This is a genomic window from Mesorhizobium sp. M1E.F.Ca.ET.045.02.1.1 (genome assembly GCF_003952485.1).
Taxonomy (GTDB): Bacteria; Pseudomonadota; Alphaproteobacteria; order Rhizobiales; family Rhizobiaceae; genus Mesorhizobium.
In genome coordinates this window covers 880,565-895,433 of record NZ_CP034447.1, presented here as the reverse complement: position 1 = coordinate 895,433, position 14,869 = coordinate 880,565, and the positions used below count along the sequence as shown (strand labels likewise).

Below are 14,869 nucleotides of genomic sequence, written 5' to 3'. Positions count from 1 at the left end.
CAGTGTTCATCGTTGGCCTCTATATGCGGCGATGCTCGATCGGGGTGTAATAAGTCGCCCTCGGATTTCACCCGCGAACCGTCCCGGTCGCCGGGCGTTGCTGATTTCATCGACTGGTTCAGGACATACAATCGCATATGAGTCGCCTCGATAGTTTCATCCGCAGGATGACGGCACAGCGCGATATCCTCGATCAGGTCTGCGCCGAGGTGGCGAAGATGGAGGGGCCGGTGATCGAGCTCGGCCTCGGCAATGGCCGGACATTCCACCATCTGCGCGAGCGCTTGCCCGGACGCCGGATCGTGGCGTTCGACCGCGCACTTGCCGCACACGCCAGCTCAATTCCCGAAGCTGAAAACCTCGTGCTCGGCGAAATACGCGAGACGGCGAGCAGGTTCTTTGGCATCGACGCCGCTCTTGTTCACGCCGATATCGGCACCGGCTATGAAGATCTCGATGCAGTGACCGCTACCTGGCTTCCCGATCTGACCGTGCGCCTGCTTCGCGTCGGCGGCATCGCGGTCAGCGGCACGCCGCTCGATCACCCGCAGTTGCAACGCCTCCCGCCGCCGCCCTCGGTGCCCACAGATCGTTATTTTATCTGCAGGCGCGTGTGAAAGGGCGAGAAGTCTTCAGGGGATCGTATAGACCGCTATCTCCCGCTCGATGCCGCGCAGCGAGACCTCATGGGGCACTGGCGTCAGCGCGTTCCTGTGCAACAGATCGGCGGTGAGATTGTCGTCGACCACCGCACGAGTGGCGAAGATCGCCTGTGCGTTGGCTAGGTTCTGGACCCGCGAAGCAATGTTGACCGTCTGGCCGAAATAGTCCTGTCGCTCGTTCATAGATACGGCGATGCAAGGGCCGGCATGGACTCCGATCTTGAGCAGCAGATCCTCGCGCCCGCTCTTCTCATTGAGCGCGCGCATTGCATCGCGCATCCTGAGGGCCGCGGCAATCCCACGATCAGGCGTCGCGAAGGTCGCCATCACAGCATCACCGATCGTCTTCACCACCGCGCCGGCCTCCGCCGCGACGATCTCGTGCAGAACCTGGAAATGCTCGCGCACGAGATCGAAGGCTGAAAGGTCGCCCACCCGCTCGTAAAGCTCGGTCGATCCGCGCAGGTCGGTGAACAGGAAGGTCAGGCTGGTGATCTTCAGGCGCTGGTTGATGTCGAGCGTATCCGTGCGGTAGAGATCGCGGAACGTCTGGTTGGTGAGCAGGCGCTTGGCGGTCAGGAAGGGCCGGCGTTTGCCCAGGAGATCATGCAATTCCTTTCCGGCGATGAAGACCGTCGGCAGCACGCGGGTGTCGGTCCTGTTTTCCAGCGAAATGCGCAACGGGCCGGGTTGCATCTCCAGCGTCTGGCTCTGGATATGCTCGCGGTCGAAGACCAAGGACAGGCTTCGGCGCTCCTTTGTCGGTTCGCCCTTGACGTCGATGAACTGCACTGAATGGGTGACCGGCTCGAAGACGATGATGAATTCGGACGGAAGCTGCACGGGCAGAACAGCTCTTTCACCGGGCGCAAGCTCGATATCCTCCAGCGAGAACGCTTCCATCGTCTTGGCGAAATCCTCTTCCGGCAGATCGACGCCGGACGCCCAGTAGATCTGGCGGAAATATTCCACCAACGGCAGTTCGTGTGGATTGTGGGCGGCAATCTTGCGCACGCGGGGACTGACGGTGAATGTCACCTCGACCATCTCGTCGAGGGTCGGCGAATAGCCCTCGGCGCACAGCGAGCAGGTGTATTCGTCCTTCTGCAGGGTTTTCAGCGTGGCGTTGGTGTCGAGCACGCCGCCACAGCCGGGGCATAGAACATTCCAGGAAATGTCGAAGATGCCCACCCGCGCCGCATGGAGAAAGGCGCCTATGGCGCGTTCCTCTCCGAGGCCATGCTTGCTGGCGAAGGCTAGCGCATTGATGCGGCAAAGTTCGCGGTCCTTGCCTTCCGCGATGGTTCGCTCGATCGCGTCGATTGCCTGTGGATCGACATCGGTCGATTGCCGCAGAAGCGAGAACAGATCCTGACCTTCGTTCATCGTACAGGCTCCGGAAAATGCGCCCCAGGCGTGTTAGCCGGACCGCTCTTTGGTCCGACTGCTCCATTTTACTTCGAAACGGACCGCGCGGCCATTTGAATAGATAGGCTTGGTGACAGTCCAATTTCCACTCGGTCGATTTTCACCGGCCGCAAGCGGCACTATGATGGTCCATGGGCATTCATCTTTGGGGCTCCCTCCCATGCCGACATCCGACAACCCGCCATTTCCCGCGGCCTTGCGCCTTTTCTCTGTGGTGGTCATCATCGTCCTGATCGTAGGCGCGGGCCTGTTTTTCGCGCCCGTGCTGGTCAAGCCGCGCTGGCCTTGGGCCGTCACCCCGTTCAACGCCCGCTTCCTCGGTGGCTTCTACACCGCCGAAATGGTCGTGATGGCGGCTTTGCTGTTCTGGAATCGCTGGTCGCCCGGCAGGCTCGTGCTCGTCATGGCCTTCATCTTCACCGTCATCGTGTCGGCGGCTTCGTTCATCAATCTCGGCTATTTCAACTTCGCGCGCAAAGCGCCCTGGCTCTGGTTTTTGGTCTATCTTGCCTCGGTCGCGGTATCCGGGCTGTTCCTGTGGCGGGCCAGGGCCCGTCCTTCTGCAAAAGGCGTGACCTTGAAGCCCGCATGGCGCGGCTACCTGTCGGTGGAATCGACGATCCTTGGGATCTATGGCCTCGGCCTGCTGCTGTTTCCCCTGACATTCAGCAACTTCTGGCCATGGCCGGTCGATGTCTTCCACGCTCAGGTCTACAGCGCCATCTTCCTCGCCGGCGCGGGCGGGATATATCTCGTCTTGAGAAGCGCGCCGCGCGAGGAGCTGCTGGTGCTCGGCTTGGCGCAGTTTCTGGTTGGCCTGCTTGCCATCCTTGGCCTCGTCATCACCGATGCTGCGGTGCACCGGATCGACTGGAGGGCGACCGGGACATTGTGCTGGCTCGCCCTTTTCGGCTGGATCGGCATCAGCGGTGTCTTCAAACTCTACGCCGCCTCCCGGTATTTCAGCTCGCAATCGGGATCATAGATTACGGAGACGACTGGATTTTCGGGTGACGTCCGGTGCATCGTGCCGGGCCGATTGCCTTCGCCGGGAACGCCATGACCAGCAAGACCTCGCCACCCTCCGAGAAAATCCAGCCGCGGCTCCGACCTGTCCGGCCAAGCGATGCGGAGGCGCTTTGCGCCATCTTCAACATGCCGGGCTTCCGCTCGGGCACGCTCAGGATGCCCTTCGAGAGGGTGGAGCAGGTGGAACGGCGCATCGCCAAGTCCGGCCAGGAAACCACCTGGATCGTTGCGGAGTGGGAGGGCAAGGTCGTCGGCCACGGCAGCTTGGTCGTGCAGGGTTCGCCGCGCCGTTCGCATATCGGCGAGATCAATATCGGCCTTCACGATGCTTTTGTCGGCAAGGGCATCGGCTCTGCCATACTTGAGGCGCTGCTTGACGTGGCCGACAACTGGCGCGCTCTGAAGCGGGTCGAATTGACCGTCTATGCCGACAACGAACCGGCCATCCGTCTCTACACGAGCCACGGCTTCGAGGTCGAAGGTCGGCATGTGAAGGCCGGCTTTACCGACGGGCAGTACCACGACCTCCTGAGCATGGCCCGGCTGCGGTTCTGAGATCCGCTGTTTGGCCTTGGCTGTTCAGCCAATCTGACAATTCGTGCCGAGTCGGCGAACAGGTGATTGCTGATGGAGGACTCCGTAGGATACGGTCAATTTCGTCTCACACCATTTGATCGAGTTGCGTGGGCCAAGCGCTTCAGGAAGTCTGGTCCCCGTTGGCGTTTGCACCGCAAGCCGCTAGACGGGACCAATGACCGCCGTAGTTGACCCAACCCCTACGCCTCCGATGGAAATTCTGGCCGTGCTGTCGCTGCTCTGCCCGGAAGTCGCGCGCGACATCGAGCAGAACTGGAATGCACCGGTTTCCGATTACGCCCGCCATCTGTGGCGGCCGGTGGCAAGGCCTGCATCGGGCCCGGCAATCGCTGCCCGCTCGATCCTGCGAGACGTCCTGCGTCAGCGCCTCGGCGTGATTATGCAGCCTGCGGAGATCGGCAAGGCCCTCGAAGAGTTCGAGCAGAGACCGGTGATTCAGTCCGGCCTGCACTGCCTGCTTCTGATGGACCGGATCACCTTCGATGCCCTCCTGCTTGCCTGGCTCGGCGCGGTCGAAAACGGGCTGTCGGCCTTCGTCAACTTCATGGGAACGACGATGACCATGGAGACAATCGGCCGGGAGGGGCCAGGATGGCTCGATATCGGCGACGACAAGGTCAACCTGTTTGGCATGGGACGCCACAAACTGTGCCGCAAAAGCGCCTGCGTGGCCGGTCCTGTCTCCCTCAACAAGCGCGCGCTCGAAGCTGTGGGCGATGAAAAGGATGCCAGCCGCTGGCTTGGCACACTGCTTGCCAGCCAGGACAAGGTGTTTGGAACCGCCGCCGATGCGCTGACAGCCCTCAATGAGGATCTGGTCGCCGATTGGGATCGTTCCGGCATGGCCCTGCCGGTTTTCATCGATGATCGGCTCGCCGCGGCTGCCATGGCGCGGCATCTGGAATATGACGGCAGCCTTCTTTCCAGGCTGCTCATTGAGCCCGCAAGGCGCCTGCGTCTCGAACGTGCCTTGCAAGAGGCCGCATCGGGCCCATTTGGCAGATTCCTGCCCAATGCCACGGACTATTTCTGGGGCATCCGCGAGGAACGCGTGCGCAAGCTCGTCCTCGAGGACGGGCAGCTGATCGAGCCTGACAGGCCACATGGTCTTTCCATCCCGTTCGAGCGGCCGCATCTCAGGCAGGCGCTGCTGGACGGCGTGCTGCTGCCGAACTTGTTCCTGATGTTCCTCGTCCTTGCCATATTGCCACGCGTGCGGGTTGTGGGTGGCCTGAGACAGATTGGCTACGTAGCGCTTTTCCACTCGATCCTGCTGGCTGCGCTGGACGAAAACGCGCCGGAAGAGCGCGATCTGGCTGCGGAGCTGCAGGTTCGCGAAAATGCCTGGGGCATGCGGGTCATCGATGAAAGGATCTCGGTCCGCGAGCAGCTTGCCGGCCTGCCGGAAGGGGCGCTCTTCCCGGAACTGCTCCGGCAATATCGTTTGCGGACACTTGCCGAGACGACCGACGACCTGAACCTGGTCCGCGAAGACTCCCGATGGCGCAAGATCGGCCGGGCGAGCCCGCCCGCAATCGGCAGCGTTCTGCCACCGGACCCACGCTGATCGCTCGATGCCCATTTGCGCTGCCGCTTGCTGGTCGACGGCTATAGGTTCATCCTTGTGTGAATACCCGGCCGTGAGGTGCGTAGCGGGATTACGCCGTCACGGCCCCTAGCGAGGTCTGTTCGATGGACTGCTCGGGCTGCGGTTTCGAGGTTGAGGGCGGTTTCGCTTTCTGTCCGAAGTGCGGAAGGCGCCAGCCCGTGCCATGCGCCAATTGCGGCTATCTCTGCGCACCTGATTTCGAGTTCTGTCCGAAATGCGGGACAAGCGTCGGTGCGCCCGCGAAAGCCGTCGAAAGGCCTGCTTCGGCACCAAGCCGGACCGTTGTGCCGCCTTCGCGAACTCCGTCGCTGCTTGCGAACATCGAAGGCGATGGGCGCCATCCCGCCTCAGACGCCGATCGCCGGACCGTAACGGTCCTGTTCGCCGATCTTTGCGGCTTCACGACACTCAGCGAGCAGCTCGACCCCGAAGTGATGCAGGCACTGCAGAACGAACTGTTCAAGGAATTGACGGCAGCCGTGCGAAACTTTGGGGGTTTCGTCGACAAATTCATCGGCGATGCACTGCTCGCTTTGTTCGGTGCTCCGGTCGCGCATGAGGACGATCCGGAACGTGCGCTTCGCGCCGCGCTCGACATGATGGCCCGGACGGCGCGGCTCGGCGAAAGGGCCCCCAGCTCCGGCTCGCCACTGTTACTCCACATAGGCATAAACACCGGTCCGGTCGTCACTGGCGGATTGGGCATCGGCACCGCCAAATCCTATTCGGTGACCGGCGACACAGTGAATACGGCGCAACGCCTGCAATCGCTGGCCGCACCGGGTGAGGTGCTGGTAGGCGAACTCACTCACAGGCTGACCCGGCATGCCTTCTCTTACGAGTCGCTGGGGGATGTCATGCTTCGCGGCAAGGCCGGCAGTGTGCTCGTCCATCGACTGGATGCACCGCTGGCGGCGCCGCGTGCCGCGCGCGGGCTCGAGGCGCTCGGCCTTAGCGCGCCGATAATAGGTCGTGGTGCGGAGCTCAATAGAATGCTGGCGTGCCTTGACCAGGCGTGCGGCGGCGCGGCCCAACTTGTCCGCCTCGTCGGAGAAGCCGGTATCGGGAAATCGCGACTGGTGAAGGAGTTCGTCGCCCGCGTCGGCGACGAGGATCGTTTTCGCAACGTCGCGGTGCGGCAGGCCACGTGCTCACCGCTGGGCGAACAATCATTTGGCGCCTTGGGCGCGGTGGTGCGCAGCGCTGCGGGGATGATGCAAAACGACAATGGGGACGAAATGCGGGGGAAGCTCGCAGGCTTGCTTGCCGAGCTCGGCCTGCAGGGCGAGGAGGCGAGGCGGCTGATGCCTTTGCTCTACCATGTGCTCGGCCTTGGCGACCCCGATGCCACCTTGCAGCATGTCGAGCCCGAGCAACTGCGGCGACAAATTCTCTACGCAGTCCGTACAATCGTCGAACGGCGGCTTGCGTTGTCGCCGCTGTTGATTGTCGTCGAAGACCTGCACTGGGCCGACGCTGTGTCGCTCGAGGCACTGCGTTTCGTGATGGACAGGTTGGAACGCACGCGGTTGATGTTACTGGTCACCCATCGTCCGGCGCCGGACAACGACCAGCTCGACTCAAGTCGGGTCAGTCACACAGCGCTCAGGCTTTCGCCGCTCAACAGTGACGACGGACGCAGACTGCTGGCGGCGCTTTTCGGCGAGAGCTGGGTAAAGTCCGCAGGAGGGCTTCTCGACCAGATCCTCGAGCGCGCAGGCGGCAATCCCCTTTTTGTAGAGGAGACCGTTCGCGGCCTTATCGATCGCGGTGTGCTGATACGCGAGGGCCAGCGATGGCGGACTGTGACAGGCGAAGTTGCAACCGGCATTCCCGCCACTATTCAGGCAATGCTTCTTGCCCGGGTCGACCGGCTGCCCCAAGAGGTCCGCCGGTTGGCCCAGGAGGCCGCGGTGATCGGCCCGCGCTTCGACGCGACCCTTCTGAAAGCCGTGACGGCCGACCCCGGCCGCCTGGAAGCCGGCTGCGAATTGCTTTGCGATGCGGAAATCATCGAGGAGGTTGCCGGATCAGGTTCGGTCTCGTCGCAAAGCTACCGCTTTACGCAAACATTGCTGCAGGACGTGATCTACCAGAATCTGCTCCTGCAACGCCGGACCGACATTCACGGGCGGGTCGGTGCTGCCTTGGAGCAACTGTGCGGCGACAAGCCGGAACGGCTCGAGGATTTGACCGTGCTCGGTCATCATTTCGCACAGAGCACCGAGCGGGAGAAGGGCGCGCACTACCTGCAGGAGGCGGGCGATCGCGCTCGCATGATATACGCCAATGACGACGCCCTTCGTTTCTACGAGCGAGCACTGACTGCGTTGGACGCGACCGGGCAAACGCCGCTCAAACTGGCAATTGCAGAGCGCATTGCCGATTTGAGCGGCCCGGCAGGCCGCCGCGAGATCGCGCACCATCACTACGAGACGGTGTTGCAGGCGTACCGCGAGTCAGCCGATCGTGTCGCCTCGGCGCGAGTTTTGCGCAAGATCGGTCGGCTGCTCTGGGATATCGGCAAGCGGGACAAGGCAGAATCCCGCTATGCTGAGGCCGCAGCGCTCCTCGATGGAGCGGATGCGCCGATCGAGCAGGCGCATCTCTGGCAAGAACGTGGCCGACACGCGTTCCGAAGCGGAGATCACGCTCTTGCGGCGACATTGGCAGACGCGGCGCTGGATAGCGTACGCACTCTGACAACGGAGCATGTCTCCGAGGTAGGGCGTGAAGCCACTCTTGTGACCGCCGAGGCGCTCAACACCAAGGCTGTTGCGCTGGCTCGCCTTGGGCGAAACCTTGAAGCGGTGCGTCAGGTTGAGCGAAGCATTGAATTGGCCGAAGCCGCCGGTCTACTGGGCGCAGCCTGCCGCGGCTACACCAATCTCGGCGTGCTTTACACGACCATCAATCCTGCACAGGCGATAGAGGTCTGTCGGCGCGGTCTTGAAGTGGCGCGTCGTGTTGGTGATCTGGGGTTCCAGGCGCGCCTCCTCGCCAATCTGGCGGTCGCTTGTTGTACTTTCACCGATCGCTGTCCAACGGAGGGCGTGCCTGCTGCCGAGAAGGCCATCGAGATCGACCGGGCGCTCGACCAGCGCGAGCACCTGCCGGTGCCGTTGATCGTGCTCGGGCAGATCCACCAGTGCAGCGGCCATCCGGAACTGGCGGTTGGCTTGTTCCAAGAAGCACTGGACGTAGCCCGCGAAACGGGCGAACCCCAACTGCTGTTTCCGTGCTATGATGGTCTCGCAACGCTTAATCTCGACCTCGACAATCTGGCCGAGGCCGAACGCTACTTTTCCCTGGCGCAGGGCATATGCGCCCAGCACGGGCTCGACCCGGAAGCGCTTGTGGTGCTGCCTTTTCTCGACTAGCCGGGCGGGAGGTTGGAAATGTCGGTGCATAGTGACTTGATACCGCTTCAACCGGGCGACCGTGCGCCTAACGTAGTGCTCGACGCCATTACCCAGGAAGGCAAGATCGCGCTTGACGACTTTCGCGGACAAAGACCGGTGCTGGTCGGCCTGTTTCGAGGTCTGCATTGTGCGTTTTGCCGGCGCCATATCGCTGCCCAGGCGCGACTTGATCCGGAGCTGCGCGAAAAGGGCGTGGGGAGCCTGACGGTGGTCAACACGCCGATCGAGCGGGCGCGTCTCTATTTCCGCTACCACCCGATGCCGAATCTGCTTGCGGCCTCCGACCCTGAACGCGCTTCACATCGTGCTTTTGGACTGCCCAATCTCGAATTCACCGAAGACGAGACGAACTGGCCGTACAAGGTCTCGATGGCAGCGGCAAAGGATATGCGGGTCGACTTACCAGGCGAGTTGCCCGGTCCAATGGATCCTTTTGCGGCCAGCGAATTCCTCGACAAGAAGGACCATTACGAACTGACGGAAGCCGACGAGCAGATGATGGCAACCGGACACGGACAACTGATCGGTCAGTTCCTACTCGACCGGCAGGGGGTGGTCCGCTGGAGCTTCACGGAGGTTCCAGAGGGTGGGCGATACATGTTTACGGCGCCGAACCCGCAGGAGCTGATGTCGGCCGTGTCGCAAGTCGCCCAATAGGCTTGCAAACGAGGTGACGGGCAGGACGCTGAACAAAAAGCGGAACCAAGGCCTCGGTGAGCCAGAATGTACGGTCTGGCGATGCCCGCGCACTCGTGGCAGCACGCACCCGACTGAAAAGTTCACCGCTCATTCGAGCACGGCCTCGAGACGGACAACAAATTCGTCGAGCGAGCGATCCCCGCGAATTTCGATGCGCGGAAGGTCGATGGGATCGGACTCGAGGTCCGCCGGCCCGTGTCTGCCGCCGAAGCCGATCCGATAACCGCACTCCCTGGCCAGCCGTCCAAGCCGTCGGTCGGTGACAGAGAAGGGCGCCGCGAACGACGCGATTGGCCGACCGGTCCACCGTTCGATGAACATGCGAGAGCGCAAGAGCTCGGCGGCCAGGTCGGCGCTCGACAGACCATCGATTGCGCGATGCGTCGCCAGATGGCTTCCGAAGAACGCACCTTCGCCCGCTAGGCGTCGCACCGTCCCGGCGTCCATAAGCTGCGTCGGCGGACCGCTGCCGGCGTCCCATCGTGCAGTTTCACCCACCAAGTCCGTCACCAGGAACACTTCCGCAGTCAGGTCGTTGGCGCGCAAGATCGGCCAGGCGTGGTCGGCAAAATTCTGGAAGCCGTCGTCGAAGGTGATCAGCACCGGGCGGCCAGCGAAGGGTTGACGGTTGGCGATGGACCATTCCAGCTGCTCGGACATGATCGCGTGAAAGCCATTGGCGCGCAGCCATGCCATCTGGCTGGCGAATGCCGCGGGCGTGAGCCGAAAACGGGCGAGCGCTGCCGGACCATCATCGGCGACGCCGTGATACATGAGGACAGGGATACGCTGCCGCCGTTCGGTACGCGCGACGTCGCGGCGCAAGGCCCGTGCTCCGCCCCAGACGATATTTCGCGCGACCCCGATACCGATGGGCGCACGGATTGGCACGTGATCAATCATCGGTTCCGTCGCCACGTCGTCTGGCGACAGGCGGCGGAAGCGGTCTATGCGATAGAGCTCGGTCTGGATCGATTGCTCGAGGACAAGGCCTTCGGTCGCTGCCAGCGTTTCCGAGATCGCTTGTGCGCCGAATGTGTTCCAGTCGAAGCCCGTCCTTTCAACATTGTCTCGGAGCACGAATGCGTGTGCGCTGATGAGACTGCCGCCAGGCGCCAACGGCTCAACAAGTTTTCTGGCGACGCGGCGCAACTCGGCGAGATCATCCAGGTAGTAGAGCACTTCCGAACAGACGATCAGATCCATCTCACGCGGAAGCGTGTCCGCGGAGAAATCCAGTACGCCGAACTCGACATTCGGCTGATCGCTGCATCGCGCGCGCGCCCGCTCGACGGCTACGTTGGAGATGTCAGTTGCGGTCAAATGGCCTACTCGCGGCGCCAGTTGCCGCGTGAAGTGGCCCTCCGCGCAGGCCAGCTCAAGCGCCCGTCCGATGGGACCGGCAGGCAGAATCTCGAGCTGGCGCTCATATTTTTCCTGCTCATAGGGCGAACCGTAGTTCCAGGGGTCCTCGGTCGCGAAATGGCGATTCCAGAACGACGTGCGATCATTATCGTGGTCATCCGCGGCGTGTTTACGGCGCGGTGCTGCAAGTGGCTCCGCAGGTTCGGCGCTCGACCGAACCAGCCCCTGCGCTTCCGCGGCCAATAGCGCGAGTTTGCCGAAGTGGCTGTCTGGATCAGACCGGTGTCCAGCCATGGACAACGATGCCTCGGCTGCAGACATGTTTGACTTGTCGGCACCGCCGCCCTGTGAGGCCAATTCAATCCAATGGCGCCTTGTCACTTTCCCGAGTGCGCCGAACTGCACGCGAGCCTCGATACGGCCATCGACCATCAGATAGGCATAAATTTGATCGATTCCTTCCGGCAATTCGATCGCGGTCGGATTTCGAGCTTTGACGCGAATTCCGAGCGTCCGCGCCAATCTGCGCGGCGCAGCAAGGTCGTCTAAGTCAAGAAGCATTTGCTCAAGGTGATACTGGACACGGCGACCCGCTGCGGGGTCGTCCCAGACCTTGCCGAGTTCGATGACCAATTCGGTGAGGGCGCCGCCGAACCTGTCCCACCTGGCAGCCAATTGCGCTGGCACCGAAAGGCTTCCTACCATAAGGCCATCTAAGACCACCTTGGCGATCTCACGCACCCATTTACGTCCTGCCGGGAGTGCGCGCAGGAACTGCGGGTTGATCGAGCGCGATCCGCGGCCACAATCCGACGCGGCGTTCCACAGCGCGAACCACGCCAATGCTTCGGCAGCGGTGCGGCCGTTCGCGTCGATCGCTCCATTGGCGTGAGCCGATGCTGGGTGCCTGACCCTCGGATCAGGAGAAAAGCCGCGGGCGATCACGATTTCCGCATCTGCCAGCATCTGCGTCGAATTGCTGGTGAGTGCGTTGGGGTTGGTCCGATGGAAAGCGAGCGGCTCGTCGACCATCAGCCAACGTTTGCCGAGACGTGCGAGGCGCTGCCACAGATCCCAGTCCTCGCAAGTGCGCAGCGACACATCGAAACCGCCCAACTCGACAATAGTCTTCCGGTCGACCAGCAGCGCGTGAGCGCGGACGGCACACCGGCGGGCGAATGTTTCGAAGGGCTGGATCGCAACTTCCGTTGCGATGCTCGATGGGGTGAGTCCGCCGTCGGGCATCACGCGCCGAGAACCGCAATAGGCGGCCACCGCATCGGGAGCGGCTTTCAGTGCGGCCAGCATTTTCGAAAGAAAGCTGGCATCCACCCAATCGTCCGCATCCAGAAACATGAGCCATTGGCCGCGCGCCATCGAAATCCCGCTATTGCGCGCGCCGGCGGCGCTATACGCGCAAGAGCTCAACGTGCGAAATCGGGGATCGTGCTCCACATAACCCGCGATGATCGCGGGGGTGCGGTCCGTGGAGGCATCGTCGATGATGATCGCCTCCCAATCCGGTGTGTCCTGACCGACGAGGCAATCGAGTGCGCGCGCCAGCGTTGCCTCGGCGTTGTGCGCAGGAACCACTATTGAAACCAAGGGATTATGCGCCACGCTATCTTACCCGCGCCTGCTTCGAAGGGAGAACAAGAGTCCCAAAACATAGCCTGACATCGGGCGTCGAACCCGATCCGTCCCTCGAGCTGTGGTCCACTACATTCATCTCCGGTGCCAGGTAAATCTGCCGGCGGGTGCTGGCAAGCGTTGCGCCGATGGTTTGCTTGGCATTGGCCATCGGTACCACAACGCTTACGGGAGCATTGTCCTGGATCATCGAGCTTCGGAACGTCGAAAACGGATAACGGCATCGGATGGCAGCACTGCTCTGTCAAGACTGTCATACAACAAAGGAATTCAATCCCATTCGCATCGCGCTGGTTTTTTAGTAGGCTGTCGCGAGGCAAGGTTGGGTATCCGACGTGACGGTAGTCAACGATCGTCTTCTCGAAAGCAAGATGACCAAGGTGGAGCAGGCGCGAGCCTGGAGTCCACGCGTCATCTCGAAATTCGAGACGCTGATCAGGAGCGCCGACGACTACTCGCTCTATCGTGTTAATCCGCTGGCCTTTGCTCGCGACCGCGCAATTGCCGAGCCTGAAGCAATCGACCTCTTCCTTCATGCCGCCCGCTGTGGCTTGTTCGACATGAGTTGGGATGTGCTCTGTCCCCAGTCCGGGATGGTGCTCGATAGTTTCGGCGCCCTGCGGACGCTGAAGACCCACTACGTCTGTGGCCTGTGCGACGTATCGGGCGACACCGACCTCGACGACTTCATCGAGGTCACCTTCTCGATATCGCCGAAGTTGCGCCGCCTGCCGCACCATGATCCCGAGTCGCTCTCTGTCGAGGATTTTCACTGGAAGCTCCACTTCGGACCTGACGGGCGGCTACCGGGACAAGGGCTTCGCTTTCTTGACGTTCTGCGCGGCTTCGTTCGGGGCATGACGTTTCTGCCGCCCGGCACCACCACAGCGCTCCGCGCCGACCTCGGACCGGGCGCCCTTGCGGGCGTCAACGTGCAGACGCAGGCCGCATTCGCTGTGCCGATATCAGGTGATCCGGCATTGGCGCCGACGCTTCTGAAGATTGATTATGACGGCAAACGCTTCTTGCCGGCGTTGCCCGCCGTGCCACCTGGTCCGATTGTCATTGAGGTAACGAATAGGGGGCCGGTGCGAGGTTCGTTGCTTGCCATCAACTGGCCGCCCGAACTTGTCGCGCTGACTACCAAGCCGGCGCTCGATTTCGACCCTTATGTTTCCGGTGGAGCGCTGCTTGCGCGGCAAACCTTCCGCCAGCTCTTCCGGTCCGAACGTGTCGACGAGAAGGAGGGGCTCGGCATCCGGCAGATCACCTTCCTGTTCACGGACCTCAAGGGTTCGACCGCCATGTATGAGCGCCTGGGTGACCTCAACGCCTATGCGTTGGTCCGCGAGCATTTCGCTCTGGTCAACGCGGCGGTTCAGCAACATTCCGGAGCGGTGGTCAAGACGATTGGGGATGCGGTGATGGCTGCATTCTCGCAGCCGTCGGATGCAATTTCGGCTGCACTCCACATCTTTGAAGAAATCGATCGCTTCAACGGCGACCATGACGGGCCGGGGATCATCCTGAAGATCGGTGCCCACTGTGGACCGTCGATTGCCGTGACGCTCAACGACAACCTCGACTATTTCGGCCAGACCGTGAATGTCGCCGCGCGCGTGCAGTCCTTGGCGGAAGCCGGACAGGTCTGCATTTCCGAGGCGCTCCATTCCGCGCCCGGGGTTAGCGAAATGCTTGCCGGCCTTCGTGTCGTGCCTTTTGACGCGCCTCTTCGAGGTGTGGAGGGTGATGCAACTGTCTATCGCATCATGCGGGGATAGACACGGATTGCGTGCCAACTCCCTTTCGCACTGCCTAGAACCGGAGCTTCCGGGCTGGACAAAAAAGGAATGGTGCCAGAGGCGGAATCCAAGTACAGGAAATTTGGTTTTGTTTCCAGATAGTTGACTATCGTCTCGTGGCAGCTCGAACCACAAAAATACCAACAAAATATTTCTGTGGATTGGTTCGTTTCCCGAACACTATTCGCCAATGACGGTTCCCTGAATGGAAGAGCGGGGGTGTTTGCCGTGGATTTGAGCCGAATCCGATAAGTTTAATTTCTAATCGTCTAACCACTGGACTGCAATTTGCCTGTCTCCACGCAGCGTGGTCGACGCGGAGCGGGGACCCTCAACGCAAGAGCGCAATTAACCGAAGCCGCTTTGAGCATTGCGGATACTGAACGACCGCTTTGCGCCCGCAAGTCGGCCATTTAAGTAGGCTCTGACACCGCCTGAAAGCAGACGTTGCCATCGATTACGTTGGAGGAAACCCCCGATGTAGTGGGAACCTAAGGTAACTTATGCCACACTACAGCAGGTCGAACGCACTCCGGAAGACGAAAGGAGCGGGCCAACATTTGCAGATCGCCGGGGCCGCGACTCAGCGTGAGTAAGTGTCCCCTT

General features: G+C 61.7%; 9 protein-coding genes. 7 read left to right on the top strand and 2 right to left on the bottom strand.

What is annotated here, in order from left to right; translation table 11 throughout:
• Nucleotides 1–137: 137 nt before the first annotated feature.
• Nucleotides 138–617, top strand: a complete 480-nt coding sequence (locus EJ070_RS04225; protein ID WP_126090191.1) for a class I SAM-dependent methyltransferase — start codon at nt 138–140, stop codon at nt 615–617.
• Between the two features lie 15 nt (nt 618–632).
• Here the strand turns inward: EJ070_RS04225 and EJ070_RS04220 are convergent, their stop codons facing one another.
• Complete coding sequence (locus EJ070_RS04220) at nt 633–2,048, bottom strand: adenylate/guanylate cyclase domain-containing protein (RefSeq protein ID WP_126090190.1); 1,416 nt, start codon at nt 2,046–2,048, stop codon at nt 633–635.
• Nucleotides 2,049–2,250: 202 nt separating this feature from the next.
• On the opposite strand from EJ070_RS04220, the gene EJ070_RS04215 reads away from it, so the two are divergent.
• The 5 genes from EJ070_RS04215 to EJ070_RS04195 all read left to right on the top strand — a co-directional run bounded on the left by EJ070_RS04215 (nt 2,251) and on the right by EJ070_RS04195 (nt 9,404).
• Nucleotides 2,251–3,075 (top strand): hypothetical protein, encoded by an 825-nt coding sequence (locus EJ070_RS04215; protein ID WP_126090189.1) that lies wholly within the window; start codon nt 2,251–2,253, stop codon nt 3,073–3,075.
• Between the two features lie 74 nt (nt 3,076–3,149).
• On the top strand, nt 3,150–3,674 hold the full coding sequence (locus EJ070_RS04210) for a GNAT family N-acetyltransferase (RefSeq protein WP_126090188.1): 525 nt from the start codon (nt 3,150–3,152) through the stop codon (nt 3,672–3,674).
• 196 nt (nt 3,675–3,870) lie between these two features.
• Nucleotides 3,871–5,283: a hypothetical protein gene (locus EJ070_RS04205; RefSeq protein ID WP_126090187.1), complete on the top strand. Its 1,413-nt coding sequence runs from the start codon at nt 3,871–3,873 to the stop codon at nt 5,281–5,283.
• Between the two features lie 125 nt (nt 5,284–5,408).
• Nucleotides 5,409–8,705, top strand: coding sequence for an adenylate/guanylate cyclase domain-containing protein (locus EJ070_RS04200; protein ID WP_126090186.1), 3,297 nt, complete (start codon nt 5,409–5,411; stop codon nt 8,703–8,705).
• Between the two features lie 18 nt (nt 8,706–8,723).
• A complete protein-coding gene (locus EJ070_RS04195; protein WP_126090185.1) occupies nt 8,724–9,404 on the top strand; it encodes a redoxin family protein in 681 nt (226 codons plus the stop codon).
• 129 nt (nt 9,405–9,533) lie between these two features.
• Here EJ070_RS04195 and EJ070_RS04190 read toward each other — a convergent pair whose 3' ends face one another.
• Nucleotides 9,534–12,431 (bottom strand): trifunctional glycosyltransferase/class I SAM-dependent methyltransferase/polysaccharide deacetylase, encoded by a 2,898-nt coding sequence (locus EJ070_RS04190; RefSeq protein WP_126090184.1) that lies wholly within the window; start codon nt 12,429–12,431, stop codon nt 9,534–9,536.
• Nucleotides 12,432–12,796: 365 nt separating this feature from the next.
• Between EJ070_RS04190 and EJ070_RS04180 the strand changes: the two genes are divergently transcribed.
• The gene (locus tag EJ070_RS04180; RefSeq protein ID WP_126090182.1) at nt 12,797–14,242 is read left to right on the top strand and encodes an adenylate/guanylate cyclase domain-containing protein; all 1,446 of its coding nucleotides are present in this window, start codon (nt 12,797–12,799) and stop codon (nt 14,240–14,242) included.
• Nucleotides 14,243–14,869 lie beyond the last annotated feature (627 nt).